Source organism: Bradyrhizobium sp. SZCCHNS2022, assembly GCF_032377575.1.
In the GTDB taxonomy this organism is placed as follows: Bacteria; Pseudomonadota; Alphaproteobacteria; order Rhizobiales; family Xanthobacteraceae; genus Bradyrhizobium; species Bradyrhizobium aeschynomenes.
This window is the reverse complement of record NZ_JAUHHZ010000001.1, coordinates 7,453,330-7,470,607: the sequence shown is the minus strand read 5'-3', so window position 1 is coordinate 7,470,607 and position 17,278 is coordinate 7,453,330. Positions and strand designations below refer to the sequence as shown.

Genomic DNA, 17,278 nt, shown 5'->3' with positions numbered 1-17,278 from the left:
GACAAGCGCGCGATGGACCGCCTGCCCGACCAGCTCCAGCCTGGCCTGCGCCTCGTCTTCGTCGGCACCGCCGCCAGCGAGCGCTCGGCCGCGACCGGCCATTACTACGCGCATCCCGGCAACCGCTTCTGGCGCACGCTGCATGACGTCGGACTGACGCCGCGGCTGTATAAGCCGGCGGAGTTTCCGGCGCTGCTGTCGCTCGGCATCGGCTTCACCGATCTGTGCAAGCTGGGCGCCGGGATGGACCATGTCGCGCTGAAGGCGGGCGTCGACGTCGCGGGCTTTGCGGCGAAGATCCGGCAGCACCGGCCGGCGACGATCGCCTTCACCAGCAAGAAGGCTGCCAGCCTGTTCTACGGCAGGCCGACGAGCGCGATCGTGCTTGGGCGGCAGACGGAGCATGCGGATTTCCCGACCGCGTTCGTGCTCGCATCACCCTCCGGGGCGGCATCGGGGGCGTGGACGGTGCAGCCGTGGCGGGAGCTGGCGGTGCATGTCGGTCAGGGGTGATGCGAGCGAGTGTCGCCTGATGCCGAGGGCGATGACGAGCAAACATCTTGATCATTGCGACAGCGATGAGCTGAAACCGACGAGAACAATGCGGATGATTGCATCTTTCCTACCCCGCCCGACGGGCAATCGTCGCATACGCCCCATGCGCAAACTGCCCGTCGTGTTGGTTTGTCGCAGCCATCAGCTCTTGTCATGTCGGGCAAATCAGGACGATGTTCTCGCGCAACCCGCCTCGTGCAGAGGGACGTACGCGTCGTCACGATACGTGGAGGTGGGCCGCGGTGGACGTGAGGGCTGCGCCGGACGAGCGCCGGCCGTCACGTACGGCGAAGTCGTGATGTCCTGATACCCCGACGCTGGTATCACGCAGGCGCTCTTGCGAAAGCTGGGCGCATGCCATGGTGGCCAACAAGCCGGCGCACCAGGGAGACCACGTATAAGCCGTCAGACCATGCGCGCAGGGAAGGCCGGGATGCCCTTGCCGAACCTGTGGTTCTGCCGCGTGCTTATCTGTTGCACGCGGACCATGGGAGCGGCGAGCTCCCGGCCTTCCCTGCCCCTCTCGAATTTCGATGGGGCTCTCGCGATGCATCCCTCGCGCACGATGTGCGGCGAGAACGCTGTGTCATGGAAGGTGGAATGGCCGGGAGCAAGATGCACGACAAGGGCGGATGCTCGCGACCATCACGACTGTCATCGCCCGGCTTGACCGGGCGACGACACCGGTTGTTAGTTGCGGCGCCGTTGCTGATGTCAGGCACCTCACCCAAGCCGCGACTACCTGATCGTGATCGCCAGTCCCGACAGGTCGACATTGGCCAGCAGGCCGATCTGCTCGCCCGACAGCTCGAGCACGGCGCCCTTCTGGTTGGTCAGCACGATGCCGCGCACGCCGCGGCCGACCGCAAGGCCGGCGCCGGCAGCGCCGTAGACGCCCTCGACATCCGACGGACGCCAGATGTTGCTGACGCGGCCGCGCAGCACCGTGCGCGAGCCGCCGAAGACGAGGCCCCAGTCGAGCCCGCCGGTCGACAGCGGATAGGCGCGGCCGTGGAAGTTCAGCACGCCGCTGCCGCCGGAGCCGCCGATGATCCATCCCGCCTTGTAGATGGTCAGCGTGATGAAGCCGCCATCCGCGTGCGCCGTGGCCGGCAGAATGGCGCCAGTGGCGGCCGTCAATGCCACCAACAGGCCGCGAAGCAAGGATGCAATTTTCATGGATGAAGTCTCCAGCGAAGTGAATGTGGACTGCGTGAACTTGAGGTCATCCGATGGCCACGCATGCCGATGATGCCCCACCAAGCGAATCGATCGGGCCGAATTTAGCCCTTTGCGCGGCGGCGCGCATGCCGCGCCGCCAGTGTGTCGGAAATGCCGCCCTCGCGGGACGGCAATGGAGCCCGGGCGGCACGGCGCGATCGACATGCAGAGCCGATCCTCGTCCGGCCCGCTCCGCGCGGCGAGGCCGGGGCCAGTGCGGCGCGTCGGCGGCGAATTGGGCCGAGACATCAGCGAAACCAAGGCGATTTCGGGGTATTTGGCCGCAGCGCCATGGCCCGCGGCCGGTGTTAAGGCCCCGTTAACCTTGTCCGACCACGGTGATTTACGGGCTGGGTGTTCAGTTGGTCTCGATGTTTTCGCGTCGCTCTCTCGAGTTCAGGCGCGGGCGTTGATCGGGAGGAGTTATGTCGCAAGAGTTGTCAGCCGATTCCGCAAGTCCCTCGCTCGTTCCACTTGCCATGCCACCGTCGCGCTCCGCCGCGGAGGTTCTGCCGCTGTTGATCGGCACGCCCTTGTCCGAGATCGAGCGCGAGCTCATCGTTCAGACCCTGGCGCGCTGCAACGGCAACCGCACCCATGCCGCACGACTGCTCGGCATGCCCGTGCGTACCTTGCGGAACAAGATCCGCATCTACACGGCCGACGGCATCGCGGTGCCGGCCTATTCGGCCTGAACCAATGGCGGCCACGCGACATCCCATCGCGTGGAACTCATCAGGATGCGGCGCCGATTGATGTTGATCAATCGGCCTCGCAGCCCTGCTGCAATTGCTGGCCTCGTCGCGGCTCTGTTAGGCTTCGCCGCGAATCAGGGGTGTGTAGCGGAGTTGCGGTAGTGGCAAAGAATCCGGCCGGACGCGGCCTGCAGGGCCCCGTGGGTCCACGTGGCCCGCAAGGCCAGCCCGGACGGCGCGGGCCGGATGGGCAGCGCGGCAAGCCCGGTCCCGACGGCAAGCCCGGCGCGCAGGGCAAGCCGGGACCGCAAGGTCCGCGCGGCGAGGCCGGACCGCCCGGCAAGCCGGGGCCGCAGGGACCGGCCGGACCGCAGGGGCCACAGGGCGAGCCCGGCACGCTGCCGACGATCGATCAGCTGATGCCCTGGCTGGAGCAGATCTTCGCGGCCTATGACGATTACAAGCGCAACAGGGATCGCGAGGCGCAGGAGCGCGACGCGCAATTGATCGCGGTGCGCGACATCTTCGCATCGACCGAGCATGACGAGGCGCTGGAAGAGGCGTTCGAGGACGACGATCCGCGCGCGATCGACGTGCCGAAGAAGAAGAAAAAGAAGAAGCACAAGAAAAAGAAGAAGAAGCACGGCAAGCATGCCGGCGACGACCAAGGCGAAGACCACGGCGACGACGACGGGTTCTGAGCGCTGCCGCGACAGCGTACGCAAGCTGCGGTCTCAACCCTTGCCGAATCTGATCGCGGACCGTTCGCGCGCCTTGGCCGCCTCGATCTCGCGATCCCTGGGCGGCGCCTGGGTGTGCAGCGAGGTCAAAAGCCGCCGCGCCGCCTCGGCGACGTCCTCGACCGCACGTGCGAAGGCGGCCTCGTTGGCCTGCGACGGGGCGTTGAAGCCGGAGAGCTTGCGCACGAACTGCAGTGCGGAGGCCTGAATCTCGGCCTCCGTCGCCGGCGGCTCGAAATTGAACAGCGTCTTGATGTTGCGGCACATGACGGGACCAATCCGGTGCTGAACCAGGTCGAAGACCGTGCTATCATGCCCCCGACGCGGCCGCAAAGAGCCGCGCATTTGCAGGGGAAACACATGCTCCGACCGCTTGCCGCCGTCTTTGCCGCCGCCGTGGTTTTTTGCGCGCCGGCCCGCGCCGCCGACTACCCCGCGCCGAAGCAGGGCGACTTCGTCGTCAAGGATTTCAAGTTTCACACCGGCGAAACGCTGCCCGAGCTGAAGCTGCACTACACGACCGTCGGCGAGCCCACCGGCCAGCCGGTCCTGGTGCTGCATGGCACCGGCGGCTCGGGCGCCAGCATGCTGGGGGCGCCGTTTGCGGGCGAATTGTTCGGCAAGGACCAGCCGCTCGATGCGACCAAGTACTACATCATCATCCCCGACAGCATCGGCCACGGCAAATCGTCGAAGCCGTCCGACGGGCTGAAGACCAGGTTTCCCGCCTACGACTACGCCGACATGGTCGACGCGCAGCACCGGCTGCTGACCGAGGGTCTCGGCATCAAGCACGTCCGCCTCGTGATCGGCAATTCGATGGGCGGGATGCATAGCTGGGTGTGGGCGACGCGCTACCCGGACTTCATGGATGTCGCGGTGCCGATGGCCTCGCAGCCGACCGAGATGGCGGCCCGGAACTGGATGCTGCGCCGGATCATGCTGGAGACGATCCGCAACGATCCCGACTACAATGGCGGCAACTACACGGCGCAGCCGCGCATGATGAAATACGCCGTCACGGCGTATGGCACGGCCACCGCCGGCGGCACCGTCGCCTATCAGCTGGCGGCGCCGACCGCGGCCAAGGCCGACAAGATGGTCGAGGAGCGGCTGGCCACGCCGATCCCCACCGACGCCAACGACTTCATCTATCAGTGGGAGTCCTCGCACGACTACAATCCGGCGGCCGATCTCGACAAGATCAAGGCCACGGTCATGCTGATCAACTCGGCCGACGACGAGCGCAATCCGCCGGAGACGGGCGTCACCGCCGAGGCGATGAAGCGCGTGGCCAACGGCAAGGTCCTGCTGATCCCGACCTCGCCCGAAACGCGCGGCCATCTCACCACCGGCAACGCGAAATTCTATGTGGAGCCGCTGCGCGAGCTGCTCGCCACGGCGCCGCAGCGGGGCACCTGAGCTCGGAGAAGGGACGGACGAATGTGCAAGGCGATGCTGGCCGCTGTTCTGATGGGCTCCCTGGCCTGCGCAAGCGGCGCGCTCGCCATCGACAACGGCCAGTTCGAGAACGTGCCGCCCGATATCAGGGCCTGGTTCAAGAGCGTGATCGCCCCCAACGGCGTGCCCTGCTGCGACGTTTCCGACGGCCACCGAACGATCTATGACGTGCGGGACGGCACCTATTGGGTGCCGATCGAGGGGCGCTGGATGGCGGTGCCGGAGCGCGCCATCATCCGCGACCGCGGCAATCCGATCGGCGAGGCGGTGGTATGGTATGTTCATCACCGCGGCGACATCATCATCAGCTGCTTCGTGCCCGCCGATGCCGTCTGAGCTGGGCGCTGCGAGGTCGGTTGTGGGGATGTGGCCATGACGGAGCCGTTGCGTGACGACGGGACCCGCGCGGTCATGCGCTGGCTGATGGCGGCGTTCTACACCGCAGCGGGGGTCGCGCATCTCGTTACCCCCGAGCCGTTCCTGCGGATCACGCCGTCGGTCGTTCCGTTTGCCCCGCAGGTCATCCTGCTCACCGGACTTTGCGAGCTCGCCGGCGCGGCGGCACTGGTGACGAGGCCGCTGCGGCGCTGGGCGGGGATCGGGCTTGCCGCCTATGCCGTGTGCGTCTGGCCGGCAAACGTCAAGCATGCGATCGAGGGCATCGACCTGCCCTATCTCGGCAGCAGCTGGCTGTATCATGGTCCGCGCCTGGCATTTCAGCCGGTGCTGGTCTGGTGGGCGCTCTACAGCGCAGCGGTGATCGACTGGCCCTGGCGCCACGATGCGTGACGGCGAGATGATGTGAACAGGAGAAAGAGCCGTGAGCGACCCAGCCGATGCCGATCTTGCGGCGATCTATCCGAAACCGAACGAGCGGGTGATCGCCAAGGTGCGCCCGGGGTTCGATGCTCACAGCCGCAAGTTCATCATGCTGTCGCCGTTCTGCGTGATGGCGACATCGGGCAGCGACGGCAGCGTCGATGCCTCGCCGCGCGGCGGGCATCCGGGATTCGTCCAGATCGACGGCGATCGGCGGCTGCTGATGCCGGATCGCCCCGGCAACAACCGACTCGACAGCCTCCGCAACGTGGCGGACGGCTCGGGCCAGGTGCAATTGATCTTCTTCGTGCCCGGAATCAACGAGACGCTGCGCGTCGGCGGCACGGCATCGCTGTCGACCGATCCCGACCTGCTCGCGAGGCTCGAGGAGTTCGGCAAGCCGCCGCGCTCCGTGCTCGTGATTACCGTTCAGGAGATCTACTTCCATTGCGGCAAGGCGATCATGCGCTCCAAACTATGGTCGCAGGAGGCGCAGGTGCCACGCTCGGCGATGCCGAGCATCAGCGAGATCATCCACGATCAGACCAGCCTCGGTGCACCCGAACCGCAGGACGTGACCGACGCCCGGTGGCGCGAGCAGCTCTGAAAAAGCCACTGTTTCGCCTGAATGTGTCAGCGAGGCGTCAGCTGGAGCCGGGTAAGGATGCGCGCCGGAAGTCGTGAGTACGGGGTTTGATGCAGGTCAACGGCCACCCACGCGGCAGAAATTAGGTATGAATGCGTCATTCTCCGAAGCTGGAACCGATCTCGGTCATGCCAGAGCCCGCTCGCAGTGCACGTCACAGCTTCGCTGCTCTCTGGACCGGCACGCTTCTGCTGCTCGGCTCCGGCGCGCTGCCGTGCGCGGCGTCCGCCGAGGATGTGAAGCTCACGCCGGCCCAGGCGCAGAACCTCGGCATCCGCGTCACCCACCCCATCTCGAGCCGGACCGACAGGACCTTGCCCTATCCGGCCCAGATCGTGATCCCGACTCCGCAATTGTGGGTCGTGAGCGCTCCGGTCTCCGGCATGGTCACCAATCTGGCGGTGGCGCGGGGCGACCGCGTCACTGCCGGACAGCCGCTGCTGACGCTGGAGAGCCCGAGCTACGTGTCGCTGCAGCGTGACTATCTGCATGCCCTCGCGCAGGAGGTTCTCGCCGTCCAGCAGCTGAAGCGCAACGCCGACCTGTTCGAAGGCAAGGCGATCCCGCAGCGCGTCCTGGAGTCCAGCCAGACGGAGGCGCGCCAGGCCAGCATCGTGGTCGCAGAGCGGCGGCAGATGCTGCATCTCAGCGGCCTTTCCGACGAGGCCATCACGCGCCTGACCAATGAGGCCGCGATCAGCGCGACGCTGACGGTCAACGCGCCGCAAGCCGCATCGGTGGTCGACATCGTGGTGTCGCCAGGCCAGCGCATGGAGCAGGCCGCCCCGCTGGTGAAGCTCGCACGGCTGTCGCCCCTCTGGGCCGAGATCGCCATTCCTGCCACCAACATCGGTGCCATCAAGGCCGGCGCACGTGTCGACATCGACGGCTACGCGACACCAGGTCGCGTCATCCTGGTATCGGAAACGACCGACGCGGCCACCCAGACGATCCTCGTGCGCGCCGAGATCCCCAACAATGGCGAGCTGCATTCCGGGCAGACCGCCGCAGCACGCATCGGCTTCATCTCCGCCGGCGAGAGCGCCTGGGAGATTCCCTATAGCGGTCTGGTCCGCCGCGGCGATCAGGCCTCGATCTTCGTCGCGATCGCCGGCGGGTTCCGCCAGGTTCCGGTCACGCTGCTCGCCGAAGATCAGGACCACGTCGTCGTGTCCGGCCCGGTCACGGAGCAGGACGAGGTGGCGGTCGGCGGCATCTCCGCGTTGCGCGGCATTCTCTCGCGGCTCGGGCAATGAGGCTGCAGCGACTCGTCGCCTTCGCGTTGTCGCAGCGGCTGTTCGTCGTTCTCAGTGTGATGCTGTTGATCGGTGCTGCGGCCGTCTTCCTGCCGAGCCTGCCGATCGACGCCTTCCCGGATGTCTCGCCGGTGCAGGTCAAGGTCATCATGAAGGCGCCGGGCCTCACGCCCGAGGAGGTCGAGCAGCGCATCACCGTGCCGATCGAACTCGAGCTGCTCGGGCTGCCGAACAAGAAGATCCTGCGCTCCACCACCAAATACGCCCTGGCCGACATCACCGTCGATTTCGAGGACGGCACCGACATCTACTGGGCGCGTAACCAGGTATCGGAGCGGCTGTCGAACATCTCGCGCGACTTGCCCGAAGGCGTGAGCGGCGGCCTGGCGCCGATCACCAGCCCGCTCGGCGAGATGTTCATGTTCACGATCGACAGCCCCGAGCTGTCGCTCGCCGAGCGTCGCAGCCTGCTGGATTGGGTGATCCGGCCGGCGCTGCGCACCGTGCCGGGCGTCGCCGACGTCAATGCCCTGGGCGGCCACGTCCGCGCGTTCGAGATCGTTCCGCGCAACGATGCGCTGGCGGCCCGCGGCATCTCCTTTGATCTGTTCCGCAAGGCGATCGAGGCCAACAGCCGCAACGACGGCGCCGGCCGCGTGAACCAGGGCGAGGACAGCGCCCTGGTGCGGATCGAAGGCAGCATCCGCGGGATCGACGACATCAGGGCGATCGTCGTCGACACCCGCGACGGCATCCCGATCCGCGTCAGCGATGTCGCACGGGTGAGGATCGGGGCCCTGACCCGCTACGGCGCCGTCACCGCCGACGGCAAGGGCGAGACCGTCGAAGGACTGGTGCTCGGGCTGCGCGGCGCCAATGCCGGCCAGCTGGTGCGCGACGTCCGGACACGGCTCGACGAGCTGAAACCATCGTTGCCCGCCAGCGTCACGATCAACGTGTTTTACGACCGCAGCCGGCTGGTCAACCGCGCCGTCGGCACGGTGGTGCGGGCGCTCGGCGAGGCGACGGTGCTGGTCGTGGTGCTGCTGTTGCTCTTCCTCGGCAATTGGCGCGCCTCGCTGGTGATCGCGCTCAGCCTGCCGCTGGCGATCATGATCGCGCTGCTGGTGATGCGCGCGGTCGGCATGTCCGCCAACCTGATGAGCCTGGGCGGACTCGCGATCGCGATCGGAATGCTGATCGATGCGCTGGTGGTCGTAGTCGAGAACATCGTCGGCAATCTCGGCAAGCACGATCCCGACAGGACGACGCCACTGATCCACATCATCTATCGCTCGGTGTGCGAGGTGCTGCAGCCGGTGGCCTCCGGGGTCCTGATCATCATCATCGTATTCGTGCCGCTGCTGACGCTGCAGGGGCTCGAAGGTAAGCTCTTCATCCCCGTCGCACTGGCCATCATCTTCGCGCTGGCGGCGTCGCTGCTGCTGGCGCTCACCGTGATACCCGTCGCGACGTCGTTCGTGCTCAAATCGGCCTCCCACGAAGATCCGCTGCTGATCCGGGCCGCGCAGCGCGTCTACGCACCCGCGCTCGACTGGGCGCTGGGCAACGAGCGCAAGGTCATCCTCGCCGCCATGCTCAGCCTCGTCGCCGCCGGCTACGGCTACACCCAGCTCGGCAAGACCTTCATGCCGACGATGGACGAGGGCGACATCATCGTGAGCGTGGAAACGCTGCCGTCGGTCAATCTCGATGAATCCGTTGCCATCAATGCGCGGCTGCAGGCGGCCTTGATGAAGGTGCCCGACATCGCCGGCATCATCGCGCGCACCGGCTCGGACGAGCTCGGTCTCGACCCCATGGGTCCCAACCAGACCGACACGTTCCTGGTGCTCAAGCCGGCGGACCAGCGGCAAACCCCCAGCCGCGAAGCCCTGCTGCAGCAACTTCGCGACGTGCTGACCGCCTTTCCCGGCATCTCGCTGAGCTTCACCCAGCCCATCGACATGCGCGTCCAGGAGATGATCAGCGGCGTCCGGGGCGACGTCGCCGTCAAGATCTTCGGGCCCGATATCGCACGGCTCAACGACATCGCGGCCAAGCTTTCAGCGCTCCTGTCGAGCGTCGACGGCGCCGAGGACGTTTACACGACCTTGAACGAGGGCGCGCAGTACTACACGGTCACGGTCAACCGGCTGGAAGCAGGCCGCCTTGGTCTCACGGTCGATTCCATCGCCACGTCGCTTCGGACCCAGATCGAGGGACGTACGATCGGCACCGCGCTGGAGACGGGACGACGGACACCGATCCTGGTCCGCGGCAGCGAGACGACGCGTGAGGCCCCGACCCTGCTCGCGATGCTGCCGCTGACGCTGGCGGCCGGACAGCACGTGGCCCTGTCGCAGGTCGCGCGCATCCAGCGCGTCGACGGTCCGGTGAAGATCGACCGAGAGGACGGCAATCGCATGAGCGTGGTACGCAGCAACGTCCGCGGCCGCGACATGGTGGGCTTCGTTCAGGCCGCCCAGCAGAAGGTCGCAGCCGAGCTGCAGCTCCCCGCCGGGTACCGGATGACCTGGGGCGGACAGTTCGAGAACCAGCAGCGCGCCGCCGCGCGGCTTTCGATCGTGGTGCCGGTGGCGATCGGCCTGATCTTCGTGCTGCTGTTCACGACGTTCGGCTCCGTTCGCCAGGCGCTGCTGGTGCTGGTCAACATTCCCTTCGCCTTGATCGGCGGGGTGTTCGCGCTGGTGTCGACGGGAGAATATCTCTCTGTCCCCGCTTCTGTCGGCTTCATCGCCCTGCTCGGGATTGCCGTCTTGAACGGTGTCGTGCTGGTATCGCATTTCAATCAGCTCCGAAGTCACGGACTGTCCGAGCAGCGCATCGTCGTCGAGGGCGCGCGGCGCAGGCTGCGTCCGGTGCTGATGACGGCCAGCATCACTGCACTGGGACTGATTCCCCTGCTGTTTGCGTCCGGTCCAGGTTCTGAGGTTCAGCGCCCCCTCGCGATCGTCGTGATCGGCGGCCTGCTGTCATCGACGCTGCTGACCCTGATCCTGCTGCCGATCCTGTACCGCCGCTACGGCGCGGCAACGAAGGAAGCGACATGACGGGCCAAGCGGCGTGCCTGACGCTGATCGCGCCGTGTGAGCTGCGCGAGGAGCTGTTCGACTACATCACCGAGCAGACGGACCTCGTCACGGGATTCACCGCCTCGGACGCAGCCGGACATGGCGCGCGCGTGCGGCTGCGCAGCGCCGCAGAGCGGGTCAAGGGTCATGCTGATGAGATCGTGGTGCGGATCGTGCTGCAGGAAGCGGATTGCGAGCGGCTGCTGGAGCGGCTCAGGAGCGCTTTCGGAGGAACCAAGCTCGTCTATTGGGTCATGCCCGTGACGGCTTTCGGGATCATCGACTGAGCCCGCCGAGCTCTCAAATCGGCCTGCAGGGTCGATTCAAGGCCTGCGAGACCAGCCTTGAACCAACCTGTTGCGATGGGGAATGCCGCCGGGCGGCGAGCATCAATGCTCGCTCTCGAGGCCGCCGACGTGCTTCTGCGTATAGAGTTCCAGACCGATGCGGCCGATCAGATCGAGCTGGGTCTCGAGGAAATCGATGTGGTGCTCCTCGTCCTTCATCAGCTGCTCGAACAGGTCGCGCGACACGTAGTCCTTGACGCCGTGGCAATAGGTTGCGGCTTCCTGGTAGAGCGTCCGCGCGCCGATCTCGGCGGCGAGATCGCATTCGATGATCTCCTTGACGTTCTGGCCGATGCGCAAGGGATCGAGCACCTGCATGTTCGGGAAACCGTCGAGGAACAGGATGCGATCGGTGAACTTGTCGGCGTGCTCCATCTCCTCGATGGATTCCTTGCGCCAGACCTTGGCCATCTCCAGAAGGCCCCAGTTGTTCAGCAGGCGATAGTGCAGCCAATACTGGTTGATGGCAGTCAGTTCGCTGCGCAATCCCTTGTTGAGATATTCGATGACCTTGGGGTCGCCCTGCATGGATAAGCTCCGAAAAAGTTAGAGGCCGCAGGCGCTCAATAACAGGTTCGAAGTGCGGAGACGACCCCGTTCATGTGCATTTTTGGGGCGAAACAGGCGATATCGAAGGCAGAAGCGCGCTTCAGCAGGCAGCCAGCGCAAAGCGGCTTTGGAGGTCGTCCTCTACCACCTGGACGGAGGAATGACCGTGGGCATGGGCATGCTGGCAGCCGGCCTGGCAATTGCGCGCACAGGGCCCCAACGCCTCGTCGATGATGGTCTTGATGGTGCGCGCACAGCGACCGCATTCCGCGCTGCAGCCGAGGCAGCCATAGACCTGCTTCGGGCTGCGCGGCAATTCGTCGGCGGAGGTCACCGCCTTGCGGATGTCGTGATCGCTGATGACGTTGCAGGAACAAACAATCATGAGAAACCGGCCAATCGTCTTCGGTCAGCTATCGATAGTCATCCGCACCTACCCGCGCAAAGGGAAAACGGCGCTTTTGAAGCTATTCCAATCTGATAGTAGACTTAGACCGGATCTAAGAATGCGACCTTGTCGCAGATCAAACTCGCTGCGCCGAGACACCTCAATCGCCTCCGCCGCCGTCGCCTCCGCCCCCGTCGCCACCGCCGTCGGAGCCGCCGCCATCGATCGGATTTCCCATGGCGTCGGTTGCGGTATTGTTGAACCAGCCGGAAGCGGCGCCTGATTCCCAGGGCCACGAACCACCCGAGTCCGCCCCTGTCGTATCGGCGGCCCTCCGCCGACCCTTCCAATCCACCACGACCAGCAGCACGTAGCAGGCGCCCGCGGCCAGGCAGATCGCGACCGCGATGATCAAAGCACTGGGCATGCCTGCTCCAGGTCAATGCATTTTGTGCAATGCAGCATTGAACGTATCCTCGACATGGGTCGTCCAATGGGACGCGCCCGTTCATTGATCATTCAAGCGGGATATGTGAACCTGCCGTATCGCCTGATGCGCGATCCGCCGACCTGGAGTGAGAGAGGTTAAGGTCATGAAGAAGACTCTTGCGGCCCTGGCCGCCGTCGCGACGCTGTCGACCGCAGCGCTGGCCCCCGCTCCTGCCGAAGCGCGCAACGGTCGTGTCGCCGCCGGCGTCGCTGCCGGTCTGCTCGGTGGCGCCCTCATTGGTGGCGCCATCGCCGCGGGCAGCAATCCCTATTATTACGGGCCGGGCTACTCCTATTCGCCCGGTTACTCCTACGGACCCGGCTACTCCTATTATGGTGGCCCGGCCTACGTCTCCGATCCGGGTTACGCCTGCTACTGGCAGCGTCAGCGGTTCTGGGACGGTTATGGCTGGCGGATTCGCCGCGTGCGGGTGTGCGAGTGATCGTTCACCTTCATTAATTCTCTGACCCTGCACCGGAATTTCGAATACGGCCGCCGCTTCTGGCCACAAAAAACCGTTTTTCGGTCGCATGAGGCCAGACAGAGTTTACGAAGGGTTGACGGATTGTCGTGTTTTCTCGCGACACTGACGGCCCTCGATCGTGCGTAGAATTCACCACCCGGCGCCTGCTTGGGCGCTTCCTCCAGGAGATCTCGGAACATGAAGAAGATCCTGACCGCGGTTCTCGCGGTTGCGACAATCGCAGGTTCGCTGAGCGTCACCGCACCGGCTGCGAAGGCTGGCGACGTTGGCGCCGGCGTGGCTGCCGGCCTGATCGGCGGCGCCCTGATCGGCGGCGCGATTGCCTCCAGCCGTCCGGCCTATGGCGGACCGGTCTATGTCGAAGCCCCCCCGCCGGGCCCGCCGCCGTGCGTGTGGCGCCGTGAGCGCTATTGGGACGGCTATGGCTGGGTGTCCCGCCCGGTACGCGTCTGCTACTGATCTGAGGCCACGTCAGAATGCATCAAGCCCGGCCTCAAGGCCGGGCTTTTTGTTTGCCGCCGCCATTTCCCGGAGTCGTCGTTGCCGTCTCGACCGACGCGCGTCAACGCGCGGCGTTGATCGCTTGCAGCACAGCCTCGCTGGGCCAGCAGTCCACCTTCAGGCCCGCCCTCTTCTGGAATGCGCCGAGCGCGGCACGGGTCTGCATGCCGGCCTTGCCGTCGAGCTTGTCGGCGTAGAGGCCAAGTCGTGTCAGGCCCTTCTGCATCGCCTCGACGTCTTTGCTCCGAAGCTGCTTTGATGCCGCCCACGGTGTCGCGAACGCGGCCGGGCTCGTCATGCGGTCCGCCAGGTGGCCGACGAACAGCACGTAGAGATCGGAGAAATTGTATTCCTTGATGACGAAGTAGTTCGCCGTGGTCAGGAACGCCGGACCATAGATGCCCTCAGGCTGCAGCAGCGAGGCGGGCTGCTGCTGCTCGGCGGCGCTGAGCCGCTGGCCTCGCACCGGCACGAAGCCGGCGCGGAGCCATTCGCCGATCGGCTTCTTCACCTCCGGCACGCCGATCGCGCAGTCCACAGTCGCCGGCGGCTTGACCTCGTAGGCCCAGCGCACGCCGCGCTGCCAACCCTTGTTGGCAAGCTGCTGCGCGGTCGAGCCCAGCGCGTCCGGCACCGAGTGCCAGAGATCGACCTTGCCGTCGCCATCGAGATCGACGCCGTGCTTGTAGTATTCCGACGGGAGGAACTGCGTCAGGCCGACCGCGCCGCCCCATGATGCCCTGAGATCGCGGCGCGAGACCACGCCGTCGCTGAGCATCTTCAGCGCCATGACGAACTCGGTGCGATACTGCTCCTTGCGCCGGCCGACATAGGCCTGGGTGGCCAGCACCCGCAGCGCATCATAGGGCAGCGCGTAGCGGCCGAAATCGGTCTCGCGGCCCCAGATCGCGAGCACAACCGGGCCGGGAACGCCAAAGCGGCGCTCGATCTCGGCGAGCGCCGGACGATATTGCTGGATCAGCTTCTGGCCATACGCGGCGAGCCGCGCGATCGAGGCTTCCTTGATGTAGTCGGCCGGCACCTGCACGAACTCGGCCTGTGCCGGAGCGCCTGTTGCCGGGCGGCCTGGCAGCAGCAGGTCGGGGAGCTTGTAGTCGGGCTCGAGCTCGCGCGTCTCGGCATCGAACGTCGCACGCGAGACGCCCTGCTCCTTGGCCTCGGGCCAGAGCGAGGCGACGAATTGGGTGAAGGCGGCGTCGGCGGCGTACGCGATCGATAGGAACGATGAAAATGCGAGGAGAAGCAAAGCCAAGAGCGTGCGCAACAACACTGCGGCGTCCGCCTAAGCTTCTGTCAATTCAAGGCGCTTCTCCACACGCTCCAAACGTCCCGCAACACGATCAACGCGCTCCGAAAGCTCAGCGATCCGAACGTGAACCTGGCCAAGCTCAACGTGAACGTGAGCAACTTCGCGTTCAAGTCCACCGACGCGCAGCTTCACCTCGCGGACATCCTCGCGAAGCAAGTCAAGCGTCCCGCGGATCAGACGCAGATGTTCAAGGACGATGTTTTCCACCTCGGTCATGGCATGAGCCTACCACGCCGCGAACAGAATGTGAACAGCCCACTCGCGCTCCCCTCCTCAATGTCCCGCGGCCTGCTTCGCCTCCTCGATCGCGGCATTCGACAATTTGTCGACCATGGCGATGCCGATCGCCGAGAGGATGAAGACCGTGTGGATGATGGTCTGCCACATCACGCCGGTCTCGGTGTAGGTCGACTTGCCCGACGACAGCGCGCCGGCCTCGATGAAGGTGCGCAGCAGGTGGATCGACGAGATGCCGATGATCGCCATCGCCAGCTTGATCTTCAGCACGCTGGCATTGACGTGGCTGAGCCATTCCGGCTCGTCGGGATGGCCCTGCAGATTGAGCCGCGACACGAAGGTCTCGTAACCGCCGACGATCACCATCACGAGCAGGTTCGAGATCATGACGACGTCGATCAGGCCAAGCACGGCGAGCATGATCTGCTGCTCGGAGAAGTCGAAGGCATGCGCGAACAGGTGCCAGAGCTCCTTGAGGAACAGCACCACATAGACACCCTGCGCGATGATCAATCCGACGTAGAGCGGCAACTGCAGCCAGCGCGAGCCGAAAATCAGCATCGGAATGGGGCGCAGCGCTCCGCCCTTGGAGGACAGGGTGGCGTCGGGAGAGGACATGTCGGGATTTCTCGTGACCAGATTCGATTGCGGAACCTACCATCTACGCAATCATGTCGCACAGGGAAGCGACAACTGGCCGCAGGCGGGGCGCGGCGCATTGTCCCGCAAGCGAGACCGCGCCGCGCCGAGTGATGCCGCCCGTCAGCGCGTCAGCTTCTTGTACTTGACCCGGTGCGGGATCACGCTGTCCTGGCCGAGCCGGCGCATCTTGTCCTTCTCGTAGTCCTGGAAGTTGCCCTCGAACCATTCGACATGGCTGTCGCCTTCGAAGGCCAGCATGTGGGTCGCGATACGATCGAGGAACCAGCGATCATGGCTGATGATGACGGCGCAGCCGGCGAAATCCTCCAGCGCCTCTTCGAGCGCGCGCAGCGTGTCGACGTCGAGATCGTTGGTCGGCTCGTCGAGCAGCAGCACGTTGGCGCCCGACTTCAGCATCTTGGCGAGATGCACGCGGTTGCGCTCACCGCCCGAGAGCGCGCCGACCTTCTTCTGCTGATCCGCGCCCTTGAAGTTGAACGCCGAGCAGTAACCGCGCGAGTTCACCTCCTTCTTGCCGAGCAGGATCAGCTCGTTGCCGCCGGAGATCTCCTCCCACACCGTCTTGTTGCCGTCGAGCGCGTCGCGCGACTGGTCGACATAGCCGAGATGCACGGTCTCGCCGACGGTGATGGTTCCGGCGTCCGGCTTCTCCTGCCCGGTGATCATGCGGAACAGCGTGGTCTTGCCGGCGCCGTTCGGGCCGATCACGCCGACGATGCCGCCCGGCGGCAGCTTGAAGGTGAGATTGTCGATCAGGAGGCGGTCGCCGAAGCTCTTGGACAGCCCCTCGAAGTCGACGACGTTCTGGCCGAGCCGCTCGGCCACGGGAATGATGATCTGCGCGGTCTGGGTCTGCTTCTCGCTGGCCTTCTTCAGCAGCTCCTCATAGCGCTGGTAGCGCGCCTTGGACTTGGCCTGGCGGGCCTTCGGCGAGGCCGCGATCCACTCCTGCTCGCGCGCCAGAGTGCGCTGATGCGCGGCGTCCTCGCGGCCCTCCTGCTCCAGCCGCTTCTGCTTCTGCTGCAGCCAGGACGAGTAATTGCCCTCGTAGGGAATGCCACGGCCGCGATCGAGCTCCAGGATCCAGCTGGTGACGTTGTCGAGGAAGTAGCGGTCGTGGGTGACGATCAGGATCGCGCCGGGATAATTGCGCAGATGACCTTCGAGCCAGGACACCGATTCGGCGTCGAGATGGTTGGTCGGCTCGTCCAGCAGCAGCAGTTCGGGCTGGTCGAGCAGCAGCTTGCACAAGGCGACGCGACGGCGCTCGCCGCCGGACAGCTTGGTGACGTCGGCATCGTCGGGCGGGCAGCGCAGCGCATCCATCGCCTGGTCGACCTTGCTGTCGAGATCCCACAGGCCTTGCGCCTCGATCTCGTCCTGCAGCTTGGTCATCTCGTCGGCGGTCTCCTCGGAGTAGTTCATCGCCAGCTCGTTGTAGCGATCGAGGATCGCCTTCTGCTTGGCGACGCCGAGCATGACGTTCTCGCGCACGGTGAGCTTCGGATCGAGTTGCGGCTCCTGCTCGAGATAGCCGACGCGGGCGCCCTCTGCGACCCAGGCCTCGCCGGTATAGTCCTTGTCGATCCCCGCCATGATCTTGAGCAGGGTCGATTTGCCCGAGCCGTTGACGCCGAGCACGCCGATCTTGGCATCCGGGTAGAACGACAGATGGATGTTATCGAGCACCTTGCGGGTCGGATAGGTCTTGGACAGACCCTGCATGAAATAGACGAACTGGCGCGCCATCGCGTGTCCCTCGAACCTGCCTGAATTTTCGGAAAATGGTTGTCGCTGATGT

Annotated in this window: 21 protein-coding genes; 12 read left to right on the top strand and 9 right to left on the bottom strand. The window is 65.4% G+C overall.

Translation table 11 applies throughout. The annotated features are described in order from the left end of the window. The first annotated feature begins 12 nt into the window (after window positions 1-12). Window positions 13-513 (top strand): mismatch-specific DNA-glycosylase, encoded by a 501-nt coding sequence (locus tag QXZ94_RS33350; protein ID WP_315725626.1) that lies wholly within the window; start codon window positions 13-15, stop codon window positions 511-513. Window positions 514-1,293: 780 nt separating this feature from the next. On the opposite strand, the gene QXZ94_RS33345 is transcribed toward QXZ94_RS33350, so the two are convergent. Then, window positions 1,294-1,734 carry a hypothetical protein gene (locus tag QXZ94_RS33345; RefSeq protein WP_172111098.1) on the bottom strand — a complete coding sequence of 147 codons (441 nt, stop codon included), beginning with the start codon at window positions 1,732-1,734 and terminating at the stop codon, window positions 1,294-1,296. A gap of 467 nt (window positions 1,735-2,201) precedes the next feature. Here QXZ94_RS33345 and QXZ94_RS33340 point away from each other — a divergent pair, with 467 nt between their 5' ends. Both QXZ94_RS33340 and QXZ94_RS33335 read left to right on the top strand, forming a co-directional pair. Then, the gene (locus QXZ94_RS33340; protein ID WP_172179567.1) at window positions 2,202-2,471 is read left to right on the top strand and encodes a helix-turn-helix domain-containing protein; all 270 of its coding nucleotides are present in this window, start codon (window positions 2,202-2,204) and stop codon (window positions 2,469-2,471) included. A gap of 161 nt (window positions 2,472-2,632) precedes the next feature. Beyond that, complete coding sequence (locus QXZ94_RS33335) at window positions 2,633-3,172, top strand: collagen-like protein (RefSeq protein WP_315725624.1); 540 nt, start codon at window positions 2,633-2,635, stop codon at window positions 3,170-3,172. A 33-nt stretch (window positions 3,173-3,205) separates the two neighbouring features. On the opposite strand, the gene QXZ94_RS33330 is transcribed toward QXZ94_RS33335, so the two are convergent. Continuing rightward, window positions 3,206-3,478, bottom strand: a complete 273-nt coding sequence (locus tag QXZ94_RS33330) for a DUF2277 domain-containing protein (RefSeq protein ID WP_315725622.1) — start codon at window positions 3,476-3,478, stop codon at window positions 3,206-3,208. A gap of 93 nt (window positions 3,479-3,571) precedes the next feature. Here QXZ94_RS33330 and QXZ94_RS33325 point away from each other — a divergent pair, with 93 nt between their 5' ends. The 7 genes from QXZ94_RS33325 to QXZ94_RS33295 all read left to right on the top strand — a co-directional run bounded on the left by QXZ94_RS33325 (window position 3,572) and on the right by QXZ94_RS33295 (window position 10,775). Beyond that, window positions 3,572-4,633: an alpha/beta fold hydrolase gene (locus tag QXZ94_RS33325; protein ID WP_315725620.1), complete on the top strand. Its 1,062-nt coding sequence runs from the start codon at window positions 3,572-3,574 to the stop codon at window positions 4,631-4,633. A gap of 21 nt (window positions 4,634-4,654) precedes the next feature. Then, on the top strand, window positions 4,655-5,008 hold the full coding sequence (locus tag QXZ94_RS33320) for a hypothetical protein (protein ID WP_409998782.1): 354 nt from the start codon (window positions 4,655-4,657) through the stop codon (window positions 5,006-5,008). Window positions 5,009-5,044: 36 nt separating this feature from the next. Beyond that, window positions 5,045-5,461, top strand: a complete 417-nt coding sequence (locus QXZ94_RS33315) for a DoxX family protein (protein ID WP_315725617.1) — start codon at window positions 5,045-5,047, stop codon at window positions 5,459-5,461. A gap of 31 nt (window positions 5,462-5,492) precedes the next feature. Then, window positions 5,493-6,098: a pyridoxamine 5'-phosphate oxidase family protein gene (locus QXZ94_RS33310; RefSeq protein WP_315725615.1), complete on the top strand. Its 606-nt coding sequence runs from the start codon at window positions 5,493-5,495 to the stop codon at window positions 6,096-6,098. A 167-nt stretch (window positions 6,099-6,265) separates the two neighbouring features. Next, window positions 6,266-7,393: an efflux RND transporter periplasmic adaptor subunit gene (locus tag QXZ94_RS33305; protein ID WP_315725613.1), complete on the top strand. Its 1,128-nt coding sequence runs from the start codon at window positions 6,266-6,268 to the stop codon at window positions 7,391-7,393. Beyond that, entirely contained in the window at window positions 7,390-10,467 is a 3,078-nt protein-coding gene (locus QXZ94_RS33300) for a CusA/CzcA family heavy metal efflux RND transporter (protein ID WP_315725610.1), read from the top strand. Before QXZ94_RS33305 ends, QXZ94_RS33300 begins: the two co-directional genes overlap by 4 nt. Further along, the gene (locus QXZ94_RS33295) at window positions 10,464-10,775 is read left to right on the top strand and encodes a DUF3240 family protein (RefSeq protein ID WP_172111108.1); all 312 of its coding nucleotides are present in this window, start codon (window positions 10,464-10,466) and stop codon (window positions 10,773-10,775) included. The genes QXZ94_RS33300 and QXZ94_RS33295 overlap by 4 nt, the downstream gene beginning before the upstream one ends. 102 nt (window positions 10,776-10,877) lie before the next feature. Here the strand turns inward: QXZ94_RS33295 and bfr are convergent, their stop codons facing one another. The 3 genes from bfr to QXZ94_RS33280 form a co-directional block, all read right to left on the bottom strand. Next, complete coding sequence (gene bfr / locus QXZ94_RS33290) at window positions 10,878-11,363, bottom strand: bacterioferritin (protein WP_006615586.1); 486 nt, start codon at window positions 11,361-11,363, stop codon at window positions 10,878-10,880. Between the two features lie 121 nt (window positions 11,364-11,484). Further along, window positions 11,485-11,769 carry a bacterioferritin-associated ferredoxin gene (locus tag QXZ94_RS33285; protein WP_315725607.1) on the bottom strand — a complete coding sequence of 95 codons (285 nt, stop codon included), beginning with the start codon at window positions 11,767-11,769 and terminating at the stop codon, window positions 11,485-11,487. Window positions 11,770-11,932: 163 nt separating this feature from the next. Next, window positions 11,933-12,199, bottom strand: coding sequence for a hypothetical protein (locus tag QXZ94_RS33280; RefSeq protein WP_315725605.1), 267 nt, complete (start codon window positions 12,197-12,199; stop codon window positions 11,933-11,935). Between the two features lie 166 nt (window positions 12,200-12,365). Between QXZ94_RS33280 and QXZ94_RS33275 the strand changes: the two genes are divergently transcribed. Beyond that, window positions 12,366-12,704 (top strand): hypothetical protein, encoded by a 339-nt coding sequence (locus QXZ94_RS33275; RefSeq protein ID WP_172111111.1) that lies wholly within the window; start codon window positions 12,366-12,368, stop codon window positions 12,702-12,704. Between the two features lie 219 nt (window positions 12,705-12,923). Beyond that, window positions 12,924-13,205, top strand: a complete 282-nt coding sequence (locus tag QXZ94_RS33270) for a hypothetical protein (protein WP_008964967.1) — start codon at window positions 12,924-12,926, stop codon at window positions 13,203-13,205. Between the two features lie 103 nt (window positions 13,206-13,308). Here the strand turns inward: QXZ94_RS33270 and QXZ94_RS33265 are convergent, their stop codons facing one another. From QXZ94_RS33265 to ettA, 4 genes are all read right to left on the bottom strand, one after another. Next, window positions 13,309-14,520 carry a lytic murein transglycosylase gene (locus QXZ94_RS33265; RefSeq protein ID WP_315725600.1) on the bottom strand — a complete coding sequence of 404 codons (1,212 nt, stop codon included), beginning with the start codon at window positions 14,518-14,520 and terminating at the stop codon, window positions 13,309-13,311. 30 nt (window positions 14,521-14,550) lie between these two features. Further along, the gene (locus tag QXZ94_RS33260; protein ID WP_315725598.1) at window positions 14,551-14,793 is read right to left on the bottom strand and encodes a hypothetical protein; all 243 of its coding nucleotides are present in this window, start codon (window positions 14,791-14,793) and stop codon (window positions 14,551-14,553) included. Window positions 14,794-14,850: 57 nt separating this feature from the next. Next, on the bottom strand, window positions 14,851-15,432 hold the full coding sequence (locus tag QXZ94_RS33255; protein WP_172111113.1) for a TIGR00645 family protein: 582 nt from the start codon (window positions 15,430-15,432) through the stop codon (window positions 14,851-14,853). 144 nt (window positions 15,433-15,576) lie between these two features. Further along, entirely contained in the window at window positions 15,577-17,226 is a 1,650-nt protein-coding gene (ettA, locus tag QXZ94_RS33250; RefSeq protein WP_172131645.1) for an energy-dependent translational throttle protein EttA, read from the bottom strand. Between the last annotated feature and the right edge of the window lie 52 nt (window positions 17,227-17,278).